We start from the raw sequence: 18408 nt of genomic DNA, 5'->3' as shown, positions 1-18408 counted from the left end.
CCCCACCCGGATTACCAGCAAACTTAAGATAGCCTAACCTCCGCTCACGGGAGGTGTGGCATGTCGACCGGCAACAGTGGCTCCAATGGCTCCGGTGTTCTTGGTGGAGCCGTCGCCGGAGAGCGGGGCAGACTCACCGGCGCCGCCGTACTCGCCTCGGCGCATCAAGGCGGGGAAGCGCTCATCCCGGTCATCGTCGGCATCGTCATCGACCAAGCCGTCTCCACCGGTTCGGTCAGCGCGCTGCTGCGCTGGATCGCGGTACTCGCCGTCGTGTTCGCCGTGCTCTCGTTCAGCTACCGGTTCGCCGCGCGCGCCTCCGAAAAGGCGTCACAGCAGGCAGCGCACCGGCTCCGGCTCGCGCTGAGCGCCCGCGTACTCGACCCGAGAGGCGGCGCGGAATCAGGGCGGCTCCCCGGCGCGCTCGTCAACATCACCACCGGCGACACGAGACGGGTCGGCGCGGTCATCGGCATGCTGCCGTTCGCGATAGCCGGATTCGTCGGCCTGCTGGTCAGCGCCATCGCGCTGCTGCGGATCTCCATCCCGCTCGGGCTGCTCGTGCTGCTCGGAACCCCGCCGCTGCTGTGGCTGACTCACCTCGTCGGCAGACCTCTCGAACGCCGCAGCGGCCTCGAACAGGAACGCGCGGCACACGCGTCGGGCATCGCCGCCGATCTGGTCACCGGACTCAGGGTGCTCAAGGGCATCGGAGCGGAAAGGGCCGCGGTCACCAGGTACAAACGGACCAGCCGCGATTCACTCGCCGCAACGCTCAGTGCCGCCCGCGCCCACGCGGGACACGACGGAGTCATCCTCGCGCTCACCGGCATCTTCATCGCGGTCGTCGCACTCGTCGGCGCCAACCTCGCCGCGAACGACGCCATCACCGTCGGCCAGCTCGTCGCCGCCGTCGGGCTCGCCCAGTTCCTGCTCGGCCCCTTCCAGATACTGGCGTGGGCCAATGGCCAGTTCGCACAGGGAAGGGCGTCGGCCGCAAGGGTCTCGTCGGTACTGACGGCGCCGCCGGCCGTCACCGGAGGGGCAAGGCAGCCCTCGACACCCGTCGCGGGCGAGGTGAAGCTGCGGGGCGTCAGCCACGGCTCGCTGCGTGCCGTCGACATCGACATCAGGGCAGGCGAACTGGTGGGCATCGTGACAACCGATCCCGCGTGCGCGACCGAACTGCTCGAATGCCTCGGAAGGGAGGCCGACCCCGCCTCCGGCGCGCTGGAGCTCGACGGGACCGGCTTCACCGCGCTCGACCCCACGCTGCTGCGCGGCTCCGTGCTCGTCGCGGCACACGACGCCGACCTCTTCGAAGGCAGCCTGCTCGACAACGTCGTCGCCGCGTCGACAGTGAAGTCCCCGGAAAAGGCACTCGTGGCCGCGGCAGCCGACGAGGTCGCGGCGACCCTGCCCGCCGGGGTGCACACCGCCGTCGCCGAACGCGGAAGATCGCTGTCCGGAGGGCAACGGCAACGCGTCGCACTGGCCAGAGCCCTCGCCGCCGACCCGCCCGTACTGGTCGTGCACGATCCGACCACCGCCGTCGACGCCGTCACCGAGGCCAGAATCGCGGCGGAACTCAAGGAGATCCGCGCGGGCCGCACGACCGTGCTCGTCACCACCAGTCCGGCGCTGCTTGCCATCACCGACAGGGTCGTCGTACTCGGCGATGGCACCGTCCGCGCCGAGGGAGCACACGCCGACCTCGCCGCCAGCGACCCCGGCTACCGGACGGCGGTGTTGTCATGACCGAACGCGAACTCCTGCCAACGGCGGGCGGAGCCAGAACGGCCGCCGCGGTCGGCGAACTGCTGCGACCACGACGACTGCTGGCTTTCTCGGCCTTCACGACACTCGTCGCGGCGACCGCCGTCGGCCTGCTCACCGCGCCGCTGCTCGGGCACATCGTCGATCTCGTCGCCGACGGCAGCACGGCCTTCACACTGCCCATCGTCGCGCTCGTCGTGGTCGCGCTCGTGCGCGGAGCCGCCAACGCGGTGGGTCTCGCGCTCGTCTCCCGGCTCGGCGAGGAAATGCTCGCCGGGCTTCGCGAACGGTTCATCGAGAAGGCACTCGGGCTCCCGCTCGAACGCGTCGAACTGGCCGGGTCGGGCGATCTCACCTCCCGCGTCACCAACGACGTCGCCGTGATCGCCAAGTCGGTGCGCGACGCACTCCCCGAACTGGGCAGATCGGTGCTGACGATCGTGCTGACCTTCGTCGGGCTCGCCGTGCTCGACTGGCGATTCCTGCTCGCCGCGTTGCTCGCGACCCCCATCCAGCTCTACACGGTGCGCTGGTACGTGCGGAGGGCGACGCCGCTCTACGCGAGCCAGCGCGTCAAAGACGGTGCGCAGCAACAACAACTGCTCGACACGGTCGGCGGTTCGCGTACCGTGCGGGCGTTCCGGCTCGGCGACGACCACGTCGAAAGGGTGCGGGGCCGGTCGCAGGACGTCGTCGACATCACCATGCGCGCGACGAGGTTGGTGACGCGATTCTTCTCCCGCCTCAACCTCGCCGAGTTCATCGGGCTCTCCGCCGTGCTCGTCACCGGTTTCCTGCTCGTCGGCAACCAGACCGCCACGATCGGCACGGCGACCGCGGCCGCCCTGTACTTCCACAGCCTGTTCAATCCGATCAACGCGGCGCTGGCGCTCGTCGACGACGCCCAGTCGGCAGCGGCGAGCCTGTCCCGGCTCGTCGGGGTTGCTGACCTACCGGCGGAGGAGGAACCTCAGCAACCCGGCTCGCCCGCCGACGCGTCGGTCAAAGCCACCGCGATCGGGCACGCCTACGTGCGAGGACACGACGTACTCGCAGACGTCGACCTCGACATCAACGCGGGAGAACGGATCGCGCTCGTCGGCGCGAGCGGAGCAGGCAAGACGACGCTCGCCAAACTCATCGCGGGAATCCACCGGCCGAGTTCGGGCTCGGTCTCGGTGGGCGGGGTCGGCTTGCCGGAACTGGGCCCGGCCGCGACGCGCGAGACGGTCGCGCTGATCAGTCAGGAGGTACACGTCTTCGCCGGCGAACTCGGTGAGGACCTCCGGCTCGCGAAACCCAGCGCGACGGACGCGGAACTGCGAGCGGCGCTCGACCAGCTCGGTGCGCTGTCCTGGGTGGACAGTCTTCCTGACGGGTTGTCCACTGTGGTGGGAGAAGGTGGGCATCGGTTGACGGTGACGCAGGCACAGCAGCTCGCCCTCGTGCGGCTGGTGCTGGCCGATCCCCCTGTCGCCATCCTCGACGAGGCGACGGCGGAGGCGGGGAGCACGGGCGCGAAGGAACTGGAAAAGGCAGCCGGAAAGGCGCTTGCCGGGCGTACCGGGTTGGTGGTCGCGCACCGCCTCACCCAGGCGGCCGCGGCCGACCGGGTCGTCGTGCTCGATGCGGGCAGGGTGGTCGAGGCCGGTACGCACGATCAACTGCTTGCCGAGGGTGGCCGGTATGCCGCCCTGTGGAAAGCCTGGTCGGGTAACCGGACCCCCTGACCTGCCGCGCGCCAGCACCAGCGCCCGCGCGCCAGCGGCTGCGGCTGCGCCAGCGGCTGCGCCGGCGGCGGCGGCGGCGACGGCGGCGGCGACGGCGGCGGCGACGGCGGCTGTGCGCCCGGAAGGCGGGGGTCCGCCCGGAAGGCGGGGGCCCCAGGGCCGGGGTCGCCCCCCGGCCGGGGTCCGCAGGGCCGAGGCGGGGGCACGTCCCGCCCGCGGGGTGGCAGCCCGCGGGCGGGTAGCGGGGTGGCAGCCCGCAGGCGGGTAGCGGGGCCAGGGAGCCGCGGCAGGCCGTGGTCCGCCGTACCCGCGAGTCCCCCTCCCAGGGCGCCGAGATCCGCACCCGGGACGCCGAGATCCGCGCCGAGGACAGCGAGATCCGCACCCACGTCGTCGAGATCCGCACTCAGGAGCCCGAGATCCGCGCTCAAGACGGTGAGACCTGCGCCCACAGCGTCGAGACCTGCGTTGGTGGCATCGAGATCCGCACCGGGGACGCCGAGACCTGCACCCGGGATGGCGAGTCCCCCTCCCAGGGCGCCGAGATCCGCACCCGGGACGGCGAGGAGTGCGCTCGGCTGGACGATATCCGCGCTCAGGCGCGCGAAGTGCGCGGTCAGCCGCGCGAGGTCCGCATCCAGGTGAGCGAAATCCGCATCCAGGATCGCGAAGGCGGTGGCAGCCGGAGCTGAACCTGTCACCGCGTACCCCACCCCGGTAAGCAGGTCTGCATCCGACAGATCATCTGCCGATGCGAAACACACACGCACACACGAAAGCAGATCTCGCCGTCCCGAACACAGATCCGATCACCCCGAACGCAGAACTCACGCTCCTGAGCGCAGCTCGCACGCGGTGGACGCGCATCTCACGATCCTGGACACAGACCTCGGCGACCTGGGTGCAGATCTCGGCGTCCCCAACGCGCACCTCGGCATCCTGGGTGCAGATCTCGGCGTCCCGAGCGCGCATCTCGCGCTCCCGAGTGCGGGACTCGCGGTGCTGGGTGCGGGACTCGCGGGCATCGCACGCGAGTCGACGGGCGAGTCAGCGGATGCTGGCCGGCCTCAGATCCGTCCAGTTCTCCTCCACATAGGCGAGGCAGGCTTCCCTGCTTTCCTCACCGAACACGATTCGCCAGCCATCCGGCACCGCCGCGAACGTCGGCCACAGCGAATGCTGCTCCTCGTCGTTCACGAGCACATAAAACCGGCCATCGTTGTCATCGAACGGGTTCGTCACGGTTCCTCCTGATCTCCTTCATCACTTCATCCGCCACACGTCACGCGCCACCCACCACGGGCCGCAAGCCGCACGTCCTCCCGCACCCCCGCCACACGCCGCACCCGCACCCGCACCGACCGCAGGCGGTCACGCGCATCGCATGCCAGCGCTAGCCACACCGCACACCACCACGGGCCACACCGCGAACACAGCACGCCACACCACGAGCCTCACCCACTTCGGTCACCGGTCGCATCGACAGCCGTCACCTCGGTCAGCAACTCCACCAGGTCACCCGCGACCCGCTCCGCCCCCTCCCGACCGAGCACTCCGCCCGCGTACGCGAGCTGACAATGCAGGTCACCACGACCACGCGGAAGGTGGAAGCTGAACGTCAGGTCCGCGTTGGCAACTCCCGTGGGTATCGCGACAAGCGACCCGTGTCCGCCTTCGAGCTCCGTGAGGTCGGCCTGTTCGTGCTGCACCATCAACACGTTCGGCCGCCAGCCGACCGCCTCGCAGACGTCCGCGAACGAGACGTCCTGATTGTCCAGCGCCGCAAGGTTCACCGCCCGCACCCTGCGCGACAGCTCACCGAACGACGGCCGACCGGAAAGATCGGTACGCAGCACAACGGTGTTGGCGAAGGCGCCGACCAGATCCGCGAACACCTCCTCGGTACGTCCGGCAACGACAGCACCGATCGGAATGTCGGTACCACCACCCGCCTCGGAGAGGACCGTCGCCAACGCGGCCTGCAACACCATGAACTGACTGACACCGTGCCGGTTGGCGAAAGTGACGAGCCGGGTGTTCTGCTCAACCGCCAACCCGAACGACACCGCGCCCGGCTCGGCCGTGCTCCCGCTTTCCGGCAACCGCACCGTCGACACACCTCGCAAGGCGTCCTTCCAGTACTCCAGTTGCCGCTCTCCCACTTCGTTGGCCAGCTCCTCCGACCAGCACGCATAGTCTGAATAGGACAGTGGAAGCGCCTGCCAATTCGGCGCCGACCCCGACAGTCGAGCCGAGTACGCGGCGCCCAGATCTCTGAACAACGGTACGACAGACCATTCGTCACAGACCAGGTACCGCATCGCGAGCACCAGCACATGTTCCCGGTCCGACACCAGCAGGTGAGCGACCAACGGCTGCTCCGCGGGCGCCGTCGCCAGCGAGGAAACTCGCCCGTCGACCGCGGCGGGCACGACGGATTCCACGACAAGCGGCACGACCTCGCCGACTTCCTGCGTCACTTTCGTACCGTCCACAAAGACCGTCCGCAACGACTCGTGGCGCTCCGCGACATCCCGCCATGCCAGAGACATCGCCTCGACGTCGAACCCCGCTGTGGACCGCAACGTCAGCGCGTGGTCGAACCGTGGTTGCACCCCACCGAGTTCCCACAGCCAGCGTTGAACCGGAGCCAATGGCAGCCGGTCCGGTCGTTCGGTTCTCCGGGGAGCCGGACGGTAACCGGTCGAGCCACGCAGCAGTTCCGACAATCCGGCGACGGTCGGAGACTCGAAAACGTCCCTGACGGCTAGATTGACACCGAACGTCGACCGTATCCGGCCGAGCAATCGCATCGCGGCCATCGAATGCCCACCCAGCACGAAGAAGTCGTCGTGCACGCCGACATCGTCGAGTTCGAGCAGGTCCGTGAACACCGTCGCCAGCACCCGCTGTCGTTCGGTCGCCGGTCTGGCCGCGCCGGAAAGCGCGGACCAATCCGGCTCCGGAAGCGCGGACCGGTCCAGTTTTCCGTTCGGCGTCAACGGAAGTGGACCATCCACTTCGGTCACCAGGCCGGGAATCATGTAGTCGGGGAGAACGCGGCGAAGGTGCTCGCGCCACTCGATCGGTCGCGCTGCTCCCGATTCCACGACGACGTAACCGGCGAGGCGCACGATGTCGCTCCTCCGGTCCGCGACGACCGCGGCTTGCCGGACGGCCGGATGCGAGGACAACGCGGACTCGATCTCGCCGAGCTCGATGCGGAAACCGCGTACCTTCACCTGGTTGTCGCTGCGTCCAGCGAAATCGAGCGTGCCTCCCCCTCGCCAGCGCGCCCTGTCGCCCGTGCGATAGAGCCGCGAACCCGGCGCACCGAACGGATCGGCGACGAAGCGACCCGCGGTGAGACCATGCCTGCCGAGATAGCCGAGAGCGAGTCCCCTGCCACCGACGTACAGCTCACCGGTGACGCCTGGCGGGACCGGCCTGAGCCGGTCATCGAGTACGTAACAGGTCGTGTTGGGGTCGGGAGAACCTATCGGGATCGGTCCCTGCCAGCCGGGTTCGGCAGGCCACAACGTCGAGTTGACGGTCGCTTCGGTGAGGCCGTACGCGGCGATGAGATTGACCTTGCCTGCCCACCTCTCGACCAGTTCGGGCGGAACCGTTTCGGTGCCGACGAGGATGGTCGCGTCTTCCGGGAGCACGCACTCCGGCGGCAGCGCTGCCATCAGGGAAGGTGGCAGAATCATATGGGTGACCTCGTGCTGGCGAAGGAAGTCCACGAGCGGCACTCCAGCACCCCGTACCGACTCCGGTACCAGAACAAGTTTTCCCCCATGACACAGCGCCATGACGAGCTCGAATACGAACACGTCGAATCCGATGGACGCGAACTGGGAGACGACGGAGTCCTGCCGCAACCCCATCCTGTCGATCGCCGTCGCGAGCAGGCTTGCGATGCCGTCGTGGGAGACGACGGTCCCCTTCGGCCGCCCAGTCGACCCCGAGGTGTAGATGACGTAGGCAGGATCGGCCAGCGCGACGTCTACCGGATCCACATAGGATTGTGGATGGTCCCCAGCCGACGAAGCGGTGACGATCGGAACGACGGCGGGTACCGCATCCACGGTGTCCGCGACGACGAGCCGCGCACCCGAATCCTCGATGAAGTAGCCGATCCGGTCTGCGGGATGGCTCAGGTCGAGCGGCAGGAATACCGCTCCCAGCTTCGAAACGGCCAGTACCGCCGCGACCGTGTCGATCGAGCGACCGACCGCGATACCGACGACGTCACCATGCCCGATGCCGCGCGCGGCGAGCATGGCGGCGAACTGGTCCGACCTTCCGTCCAGTTCGGAATAGCTCACCGTCCGATCGCCACAGACAACGGCGGCGGCGTCGGGGTTCGCCGAAACCTGATTCGCGAACAACCAAGGCAGGGGAAGTTCCTCGACCGGCCGGGCCGTCGCGTTGAAGGTTCGCAGCACGGTATGCCGCTCCCCCTTGGGAATTACATCGATGTCCGCCACCGGTCTCCGAGGATCGTGGGCGACGGATTCGACAAGCGCGGCAAGGCATAGAGCGAGACGCTGGACTGTCCCGGCGTCGAACAACTCGGTGCTGTACTCGATCCGGCAGTCCAATGTCGCCTTGTCAAGGTGCTCGGTGAAGCTGAAGACGAGATCGAACTTGGCGGTTTCGACGGGTATCCCCACGAATTCCGAGGAAAGGCCCGCGAACCGCGCCTCCTCCCCTGTTCGCACGTGATGGCCGACCATGACCTGGAACAACGGGTTGCGGGTGAGCGAGCGCGCCGGATTGACGCGTTCTACCACGGTTTCGAAAGGCACGTCGGCATGCGCGAACGCGGCGAGGTCGGTCTTCCTGACCCGGTCGAGCAGATCAATGAAGCTCGGCTCGCCGGAAAGATCGGCGCGCAGGACGAGCGTGTTGACGAAGAATCCGACGATCTCGTCGAGCGCTTCGTCGGCGCGGCCCGCGATGGGAGCACCCAGCGGTATGTCGGCCCCGGCTCCCAGCCTGTGCAGCAGGGCGGCGACGGCCGCGTGCGCGACCATGAACATGCTCGCGCCTGCCCCGTCCGCGAGCCGTCGCAGACTTTCCGTCGTGTCCTTTTCGATGCGGAAGCCGGTTTCGGCGCCGTGAAATGCCGGTCTCGCGCTGCGCGCCCTGTCGAAGGGAAGTTCGAGCTCTTCCGGGAGTCCGGCCAGTGTGGACTCCCAGTACGCGAGCTGTTCATCGCCGACGGCCTCAAGTAGCTTTTGTTGCCACACCGTGTAGTCGGAGTACCGCACGGGAAGCGGGATCCACTTCGGATTCTTGCCCTCGCGGCGGGCGGCGTAGGCGTGAGCGAGGTCGCGCAGGAACGGCCGATCCGACCACTCGTCGGTCGTGATGTGGTGTAGTACCAGTGCGACGACGTGCTCCTGCTGGGACAGTTCACCGATCCAGCACCGGATCGGTGCCTCGGCACCGAGGTCGAAGGGTCGGCCGGTCACCGCGCGTAGCCGGTCCGGAAGCTGGTTCTCGGTAACCGGGCTGATTTCCACATCGAAGGGCCCCGGCGGGAGAACCCGCTGGTACGGGATGCCGTCGTGTTCGGTGAACACCGTGCGCAGGCTCTCGTGACGCGCGACGACGTCGGCAAGCGCCGCCTGCCACGCTTCGAGGTCGAGTTCCCCTCGCAGGCGCATGACGAGCGGGAAGTTGTAGGCCGCCGAGCCGCCGGAAATCTGCTGCACGACCCACAATCGTTGCTGGGCGGGCGATGCGACGACTTCACCGTGCTCACCGGTAGCCGTGAGCGCGGGCCGCGCCGTGCCGCCCGCTCTCGTAACCAACTCCGCGATGGTCGGCGCCTCGAAAAGGTCACGAATGCTCAGCTCCACATCGAGCGTGGTCCTGATCCTGCTGACGAGCCGGGTCGCCAGCAGTGAATGCCCTCCGAGTTCGAAGAAGTTGTCATCGATACCGATCCGGTCGTGCCCGGAAATGCCGAGCACGTCGGCGAAGAGTCCACACAGGATGCGTTCCCGCTCGGTTCTCGGCGTCCTGTGCGCCGCCGAATCGACCGTCGGCGCCGGAAGCGCCGCGACGTCGAGCTTTCCGTTGACGGTCAACGGCAGCCGGTCGACGGTGATGACCGTTGCGGGAATCAGGTAGTCCGGCAGCGTGTCGGCGAGGAAATCCCGCCATGGGAACGGTTCCGTGGCGACAACGTAGCCGACGAGCCGGCTACCGGAAGGCACGACGGCAGCCTGGCTGACCGAGGGATGAGCGGTGAGCGCCGCTTCGATCTCGCCGAGCTCGACCCGGTAGCCACGGATCTTGAACTGGTTGTCGGTGCGACCGAGGAAGTCGATGATCCCGTCCTCGCGCCTGCGGACGAGGTCGCCGGTGCGGTACATCAGCGTACCCGGTTCCCCGAAGGGGTCGGCGACAAACCGTTCGGCGGTGAGCCCGGGCCTCCGGTGATACCCCCTCGCGAGGCCGATCCCCGCGATGTACAACTCGCCTACCGCGCCGGGCGGAAGTCTGCGGAGACAGGGATCGAGCACGTGGGCCTTGGTGTTCTTGATGGGCCGGCCTACTGCCGCCGTCGCACTGTCTGCTGTAGACGCGCCGAGCGTGTTGATCGTGTATTCGGTGGGTCCGTAGAGGTTGTAGCCGTAGGTACCGTCGGTGTCCGCGAGCGTCCGCCACAGTGAATCGGGGACGGCTTCACCTCCGAGCAGCACGAGCGGCGGCACGTGGCCTTCGAGCAGTCCTTGCTCGACCAGCAACTGGGCGTAGGTCGGCGTCACATTGACCACGTCGATACGGTGCTGTTCGCAGTAGGCCACCAACGCGTCGGCGTCGCGCCGAAGATCCTCGTCGCACACGTGTACCTCGTGCCCTTCCACGAGCCACAGCAGTTCCTCCCACGACATGTCGAAGGCGAACGACACGGTGTGGGCGATTCTCAGCCGACGTCCGCCAGCCGAGGCGATGGCAGGCGCGAAGATGGTTTCCCTGTGGTTGACGAGCATGTTCGTCAACCCGCGGTAGGGGGTCACGACCCCTTTCGGGGTTCCGGTCGAGCCCGACGTGAAGATCACGTAGGCGGGGTGATCGAGCCGATGATCGACGCTTTTCGCGAACGCGGGCCGTTCCGCGTCGGCGATGGGCAGCGTGCTGAGCGCCGACAGCTCGGCCTCGACGGCGGGATCAGCCAACAGCCCAGCGGTGAGCACGCACACCGGCGCGACGTCCTCGACCATCGCTCGCCTGCGTCGTTCGGGATGATCGAGGTCGAGCGGCAGGTACGCGGCACCGGTACGCAAGACCGCGAACAGCGCGACGACCATGTCGATGGACCTCGGCAATTCAAGCGCGACAACCGTTTCCGGTTCCGCGCCACGGGAGAGCAGGAATCTGGCAAGCCTGTTGATTCGCGCATCCAACTCGGCGAAAGTCAACCGGGTCTGTCCGAACACGAGCGCCGTGGCATCGGGAGAGAGCGCGGCTCGGGTGGCCAGCTCGTCGGCGACGGACTCCGTTCCGATCCGCTGTTCGACGGCCGACCACTCCTCGGCGAGCGACGCCCGCTCCTCGCCGGTGAGCAGGTCGAGCGCGGCGAGGCGCTGCCCGATCCCCGACGTGACACGGTCCAGAACGGCGACGAACCGGTCAAGTACCGTGATCGCCTTCGCCGCGGGAAACTCCTCCTCACGTGCGGCGAGAGTAATGCGCAGTCGATTTCCAGGAGTCACGATGAGCGCGAGCGGGAAGTGCGTTCCATCCACATTGGATAACTCAAGAACCCCATGTGCGCGCTTGAGTTCTGCCACTCGGTGCTCGCCGTCGTCGGTGCGGAGCACGAACAGGGTGTCGAACAGCTTCCGGTGCCCCGAGATTTGCTGTAGTTCGCCGAGTCCCACGTACTCGTGGGGCATCAGCGCGACCCTCTCGCCCTGCACTCTGCGGAGCAGGTCGAGCACGGTCTCGCCGGGACATTGGACGATCCTGGTCGGCACGGTGTTGAGGAACATGCCGATCACGTCTGCCACGCCGGGGACGTCGGCCGGCCGCCCTGCGACGACGGTTCCGAAAACGACGTCGGTTCTGCCGACCATGCTCGACAAGACAAGACCCCACGTCGTGCTCAGCACGGTGTTGAGGGTCAGGCCGTGCACCCGCGCCGTTTCCCTCAATGCGGCCGTCGCCTCGGCGCTCAGTTCCATGTCGTGATCGGCGGGAATGGCGGGTTCCCGGTCAGCCGACGAAACCAGGGTCGGCTCTTCGATTCCGGACAGCGCGCTCCGCCACGCGGCATCGGCACCCGTGGAGTCCTGTTGCCACAGCCAAGCGAGATAGTCCTGATAGGACCCCGGGGCCGCCAGCTCGGTTTCGTTCCCATCCGAGGCGTACAGCGCCAGAAGCTGTTCGAGGAAAAGCCATGCCGACCAACCGTCCCACAATACGAGGTGATGGGTGATCACGAGCCGGTCGCGGCCATCGGGAAGCCGGATCACCAGCAACCGGCACAGCGGAGGTTCAAGCAGATCGAACCGCTTCCTCCGGTCGGCGGCGAGCAGCGCGTCGACGTCCTCCGGTGCCGCCGAGGAAAGATCGGCGACCTCGACGGGCATCTCTACATCGTCCACAATGAACTGAACAGGTTCCGCGACTCCATCGGCCGTGAATCCCGCCCTCAGGCTCGGGTGCCTGCGAAGCAGGATGTTCGCCGCTTTCCGTAGCCGCTCGGCATCGACCCGGTCGGCGAAATCAAGCGACTCCTGGGAAAGGTAGACGTCGACGGCATCCGGATCGTAGGTCGCGTGGAAGTAGAGGCCCTCCTGCAACGGCGACAGCGGCCATACGTGCGACACGGGATGTGTGGTCAGCGATCGCACGTGCTGCCACTGCCGTGGCGTCAGTCGGACGGCGCCCGCCTCCCGCCGCAGTTCGGTCGCGGCCCGCAGGCCCGCAGCGGCGAGTGCGCGGGGAGTACGCAGTTCGAACAGTTCGTGGGGACGCAATTCGATGCCGTGTTCACGGGCGGCCGAGGACACGGCGATGGCGGTGATGCTGTCGCCACCGAGTACGAAGAAGTCGGCGTCGGCCGCGACCTCCGGCAGGCCGAGAACGGCGGCGACGATGTCGCAGAACAGGCGCTCCCCACGGCTTTCTGGTGCCCTTCCTTCGCCGGTCCGCATCGCGGGTGAGGGCAAAGCGGAATGATCGAGTTTGCCGCTCGGCGTCAGTGGAAGAGCGTCCAGTACGACGAATGCCGAGGGAACCATGCTCGTGGGAAGGCAGGTTCCCAATGCCTCGCGCAGTGCATCGGTGTCGACTGTTTCCCAGGCTCCTGCGGGAACGAGGTAGCCGACAAGGGCATCGTCCTTGACCGCCACAGCCGAGGCCGCGATGCCCCGCCACTCGGCCAGCACCGCCTCGATCTCGCCGAGTTCGATCCGGACACCCCGCACCTTGACCTGCCTGTCGGCGCGCCCGAGGTATTCGAGTTCGCCCTCCGTGTCGCGGCACACCAGGTCGCCGGTGCGGTAGAGCCTCCCTCGCCCGAACGGATTAGCGACGAACCGGCTCGCGGTCAACGAAGGACGGCCGTGGTAACCGCGCGCGAGTTGAACACCGCCGAGGTACAACTCACCGGCGACGCCGTCGGCGACGGGCCGCAGCAACGGGTCGAGCACGTAGGTCGCCGTGTTCCACACCGGCTTGCCGATGGGAATTTTCGACCGTGGCGGGCCTTCCAGCGCGAACCACGTGACGTCGACGGCGGCTTCCGTCGGCCCGTACAAGTTGTGCAGCGGCACACCGGTCGCCGCTTGCCAGTTGGCCGCCGTCGCGGAAGGCAGCGCCTCACCGCTGGCGAATACCCTGCGCAGGCTCGCCGACCACGGCCCGGCAGGCACGGCACCGAGGAACGCGGTCAGCATCGACGGTACGAAGTGGAGTGTGGTGACGCCTCGTGCGGCGATCAACTCGGCGAGGTAGGCCGGATCGGCGTGCCCTCCGGGTTCCGCGACGACGATGGCGGCGCCTTCGAGTAGTGGCCAGAAGAACTCCCATACCGAGACGTCGAAGCTGGAAGGCGTCTTGTGCAGCACCCTGTCGTCCGGCGCGAGCCCGAACGCCCCTTGCATCCAGGCGAGCCGGTTGCCGATCGCCCTGTGCGACACCACGACACCTTTCGGCCTTCCCGTCGATCCCGAGGTGTAGATCAGGTACGCGGGCTGGTCCGGTGTGGACTCCGGCCGGTCGTACGGCGGAGCCTCCTCCGGCATGTCGACCTCGACTCGCCGTACTTCTGGCGGCAACATCACGTCGGGAGCCGCGACGGCGATCCGTGCCCCTGAATCGGCCAACATGAACGCGATGCGGTCGGCGGGATAGTCGAGGTCGAGCGGCAGGTAAGCCGCGCCGCTCTTGAGCACTCCGAGCAATGCGACCACGAGTTCGGCCGAACGGGGAATCGCGACGGCGACGAATTGTTCCGGCCCCGAACCGTGTTCCCGCAACCTCGCGGCGAGCCGATCCGACCTCTCGTCGAGCTCGCGGTAGCTCAACTCGGCATCGTCGGCGACGACAGCGATGGCATCGGGATCGCGGGCGACATTCGCGGCGAAGCGGTCCACGATAGACGCCAAGGAGACCGCCCGCGCCGTGTCATTCAGTTCAGCGATGCGTTGCCATTGCTCAGGTGACAGCGTGGCGAGTTCGGTGACGGGTCGTGGCCGCGCGGCGACGGTGGCGAGCAGATCAAGGTACCGCGCACCGATCCGTTCGGCGAGTACGCCGTCGATCCGGTGTTTCAACACCAGCCGGAGACCGGCCTTCGCCGGACGGGCGATGAGCGCGAGTGGGTAGTGCACCTCGTCGAGCACGGTACGACTGCCGAACACGGCCGTCCCTGCGATGTCCGGCTGGTTCTCGACCACGACGAGAGTGTCGAACAGATCGCCATGACCACGCTGAATGTCACCGAGCGGGAGATGCTGATGATCAAGCAACTCGGCCTGTTCCGCTTGCCAGCGCGCGAGGGCGGAAGCCGTCGTGTCCCTGCCATGCAACCGGAATCTCGCGGGAACCGTGTTGCTGAACAGGCCGACCATCGACTCGATGCCATCGACGGGAGCGGTACGACCGGACACCGTCGTACCGAAAACGACATCGGTGCGACCGGTGAGCGCGCACAGCAGCAATCCCCACGCGCCGTGTAGCAGAGTGCTCTTCGTGAGTCCCGCGTCCCTTCCGGCCGACGTCAGTGCCTCGTCGAGGCGCGCGGGTACGTCGAGAACGACGGTGTCCGCTTCGGACTGAGCACCGACCGCGATCGTGGGTTCGGCACCGTCGAGCGCCGTTTCCCACGCGGCAAGCGCGGCATGGACGTTCCGGGAGCCGAGCCAGTCCAGGTACGGGCGGGGATCGGTGGCCGGTTCCGGATCGTCGGCCTCCGACTCCGCGACCAGGCGCGCGAGCGACCAGCCGTCGGCGACGATGTGGTGCAGGGTGAGCACGATCGTCTTCGTCCCTACCGCGGTGGCGCGCATCGCCGGGGCAACGGCGAGATCGAATCCCGCCTTTTCCTCCGCAAGTACCTCGGCGACATCGGTCGCCTCCCGCCACGGCAACACGACGTTCTCGTCTATCCACTGCACGACGGTGCCGTCGTCGTGGGTCGTAAAGCGCGCGCGTAGCAAGGGATGCCGGTCGAGCATGCGCTGCAATCGTGCTCGCGCGGTCTCGACCGGCACCCCGTCGGCGAGTTCCAGCACGAGCCGCACGACGTACGGGTCTTCGGCCGTCCCGCTGTCAGCCGCGTGGAAGTAGAACCCACGCTGCAAAGGGGAAACCGGAGCCGACGTCGGCCACGAACCGACATGGGCGCTGTCCGAATGCTCGACGGTCCTCGCCACCCGCGCGAGCCCAGCGACGGTGCGCTGCTGGAAGATGTCCCGCTGTCTCAAGGCGATACCCGCCTCGCGCGCTCTGCCAAGCAGGCGGATCGCGACGATGCTGTCACCGCCGAGTTCGAAGAAGCTGTCCTCGACGCCGACGGCCGGGAGGTCGAGTACTTCCGCGAAGAGCGCGGCCAGTGTGTGTTCTCGCGGGGTGCGAGGTTCGGCTTGCCCCGCGAGCGCCGTCCACTCCGGATCCGGCAGTGCCGCTCTGTCCACTTTGCCGTTCGGGGTCAGCGGCAACGACTCCAGCGCAACGACGACGCCGGGAACGAGGTGCTCGGGCAATCTCGCCGCCAGGAACTCTTTGACCTCGGCCGGGGCTGGTTCGCCGACGACGTATCCGACAAGCCTGGGCGCACCGCGATGGTCGCTTCTGCCGACGACGGCGGCTTGCGCTATTCCGGGGTGAGCGAGCAACGCCGCCTCGACCTCGCCAGGTTCGATCCGGTGGCCGCGGATCTTGAACTGACTGTCCACCCTGCCGACGAAGTCGAGAAGACCGTCCCACCGCAGCCGCACCCTGTCGCCGGTGCGATACATCCGGGCTCCCGTGAACGGGTCCGCGACGAAGCGCGACGCGGTCAATCCGTGCCTGCCGAGGTAACCACGGGCAAGCCCGCTTCCGCCGATGTACAGCTCGCCGATCTCTCCCTTGTGGACCGGGCGCAGCGCGGAGTCGAGCACGTAGGCGCGAGTGTTCGGATCAGCTTCGCCGATGGGCACCCGGTCGTGCTCGCCTTCTCGCGCGAGCCACAGGGTGGAGTTCACGGTCGCCTCGGTGAGCCCGTACGCCGCGACGACTCGAAGCCTGCCTGCCCAGCGGGCGACGAGTTCCGGCGGCACCGTTTCCGTTCCCACGACCAGCACCGCGCCCTCCGGCAGCAGGCAGTCCGAAGGCAACGCCGACACGAGCGAGGGCGGCAGAATGAAGTGTGTCGCACCGTGCCGAGTGAGGTAGTCGGTCAGTTCTCTTCCCGCGACCCTGCGTTCGGCGGGAACGATCACGCTGCGGGCTCCCGTTCCGAGCGACATCGTCAGGTCCCATACGGCCACGTCGAAACCGGACGAAGCGAACTGGGCGACCCTGCTGTGCTCGTCGACCCCGAGCCGGTCGACGGCGGTGGCGACGAGGCTGCCGATGCCCTCGTGCGTGACGACGACTCCCTTCGGCGTCCCCGTCGAGCCCGAGGTGTAGATGACGTAGGCGGCGTTGTCGAGCGCGACGGCACGGTCGAGGTTGGTGCCGGAGTAATGCGCGAGCTCGCCTTGGTCCACTGTGGACACAGTGAGCTTCGCGCCGGAATCGGCGACCATGAAGTCGATCCTGCTAGCCGGGTGCTCGGGATCGAGTGGCAGGTAGGCCGCGCCTGCCTTGAGGACGCCGAGGATCGCGATCACGAGTTCGATCGACCTCGGTACGGCGAGCGCGACGACGTCCTCGGTACCGATTCCCTTGGCCACGAGCATTCTGGCGAGCCGGTTGGCCTCGGCATTCAGTTCGGCGTAGCCGAGCTGCCTTTCCTCGCACACGACGGCGATCGCGTCCGGCGTCAGCTCCGCCTGCCGTTCGACCATGCCGTGCCAGGTCAGCTCGGCGACCTGCCTTCCATCGAAGCGGGGAAGCTCGCCGGCTCCCCTCTCGACGCGCCCGAGCGGCGCCTCCGGAGACCTGGTCATGGCCGAGAGCACGGCGGCGAACCCCGCCGCGTGCCTCGCAAGCTCGGCTTCGGACACCGGTGCGGCAAGCTCGACGGTCAACTCGCCGCTCTCCGCCTCCCTCCGGCAGGCGATCGAAAGGTCGGGGACGGGGCCGAGCGCGAGATCGCGCACTCTCACGTTCGCTTCGCCGAATCGAGGATGCGTGCCGAAGCCGAGATAATTCACCGTGGGACCGATGAGCCTGCTCAGTCCACCCAGGACACCAAGCTCGCGAGCGATCTCCTCGCCCCTGAACCTACTGTGCCCCGCGAGGTCCGCGAGCGCGTCGGCCACCCGCGTCAGGAGTTCGGCCGGGGTCGTCCACTGATCGGCCTTCACCCGCAGCGGAACCACGTTGGATGCCATGCCAGGCACGGTCAGCGTCGCCGGTTCGCTCCTCGCCGTCACCGGAAGTCCGAGCACGAGATCGGTGGCACCGGTCATGCGATGGGTGTACGCGGCGACGGCGGCGACCACGACCCTCGACAACCGCTGGCCTCGGCTCGCCGCGAACTCCGCCAGCGCACGGCTTTCCCGCTCGCCGAGTTCGAAGGAGCTGGTCGCGACGGCACTATTTGGATTCGCCGCGATGATCCGCGCCGGTTCGGGGCGGTCCCCGAGCAGATCGAGCCAATACGCGCGATCGTCGGTGTACTGGTTCGAAGAGCGGTAGGTGGTCTCGGCCTCCGTCAGCTCGGCAAGCCCGCCGAATACCCGTGCTGCCTGCCCTTCCGCCGAGTACAACGCCGCCGCTCGCTCCATCACGAGCTGACTGCCGAAACCGTCCATGACGAGGTGGTGGTAGCGCTGGTACCACCAGAATGACTGCTCGCCGACCCGCAGCAGCGCGTGCCGGAACGGCGGCTCTCCGGCGAGGTCGAATCCGCGCAGCCGGTCGGCTCGCATCCACGCCCTCGCCGAGGCCGCCGGATCGGCCTCTCCACCGAAATCCAGTACGAGCGGAGCCGGATCGCTGGAAACGTTGCGCTGTCGTGGTTCGCCTTCGACCTCGACGAACCGCACATGCACGCTCTCGGCCTCCGCCATTGCCTTGCTCACGGCGGCGGTCAGCCTGCCGAACCCCGCCTCGCAGGCGAGCGCGGGATCCCGCAGCTCGACGCACCAGGCGATGACGTAGGAAGGGTCTCCCTGAGCCAGCTGCTGTGCCCGCCAGATCCCGGTTTGCGCCTCGGTGAGCGGATTTCCGGGATCGTTCGGGTCCTGATTCGCTTCCGTGACGGGCACAACAGCCA

At 67.7% G+C, this 18408-nt stretch carries 5 protein-coding genes; 3 read left to right on the top strand and 2 right to left on the bottom strand.

Annotated features, from left to right (window positions below):
- Window positions 1-60 precede the first annotated feature (60 nt).
- The 3 genes from BAY61_RS01830 (at window position 61) to BAY61_RS01815 (ending at window position 4198) form a co-directional block, all read left to right on the top strand.
- Entirely contained in the window at window positions 61-1758 is a 1698-nt protein-coding gene (locus BAY61_RS01830; protein ID WP_091801702.1) for an ABC transporter ATP-binding protein, read from the top strand.
- Complete coding sequence (locus BAY61_RS01825) at window positions 1755-3506, top strand: ABC transporter ATP-binding protein (protein ID WP_091801699.1); 1752 nt, start codon at window positions 1755-1757, stop codon at window positions 3504-3506. Before BAY61_RS01830 ends, BAY61_RS01825 begins: the two co-directional genes overlap by 4 nt.
- A 293-nt stretch (window positions 3507-3799) precedes the next feature.
- Window positions 3800-4198 (top strand): hypothetical protein, encoded by a 399-nt coding sequence (locus BAY61_RS01815; protein ID WP_091801692.1) that lies wholly within the window; start codon window positions 3800-3802, stop codon window positions 4196-4198.
- Between the two features lie 355 nt (window positions 4199-4553).
- Here BAY61_RS01815 and BAY61_RS01805 read toward each other — a convergent pair whose 3' ends face one another.
- Window positions 4554-4748 carry an MbtH family protein gene (locus BAY61_RS01805; protein ID WP_091801686.1) on the bottom strand — a complete coding sequence of 65 codons (195 nt, stop codon included), beginning with the start codon at window positions 4746-4748 and terminating at the stop codon, window positions 4554-4556.
- A 212-nt stretch (window positions 4749-4960) separates the two neighbouring features.
- Window positions 4961-18400, bottom strand: coding sequence for a non-ribosomal peptide synthetase (locus BAY61_RS01800; protein WP_091801683.1), 13440 nt, complete (start codon window positions 18398-18400; stop codon window positions 4961-4963).
- Window positions 18401-18408 lie beyond the last annotated feature (8 nt).

This window comes from Prauserella marina (genome assembly GCF_002240355.1).
GTDB lineage: Bacteria > Actinomycetota > Actinomycetes > Mycobacteriales > Pseudonocardiaceae > Prauserella_A > Prauserella_A marina.
This window is presented reverse-complemented; position numbering and strand designations above follow the sequence as displayed.

Bases quoted from the DNA above. Each gene is read 5' to 3' on its own strand.
- BAY61_RS01830 (WP_091801702.1), top strand. From the start codon at position 61: ATGTCGACCGGCAACAGTGGCTCCAATGGCTCCGGTGTTCTTGGTGGA.
- BAY61_RS01825 (WP_091801699.1), top strand. From the start codon at position 1,755: ATGACCGAACGCGAACTCCTGCCAACGGCGGGCGGAGCCAGAACGGCC.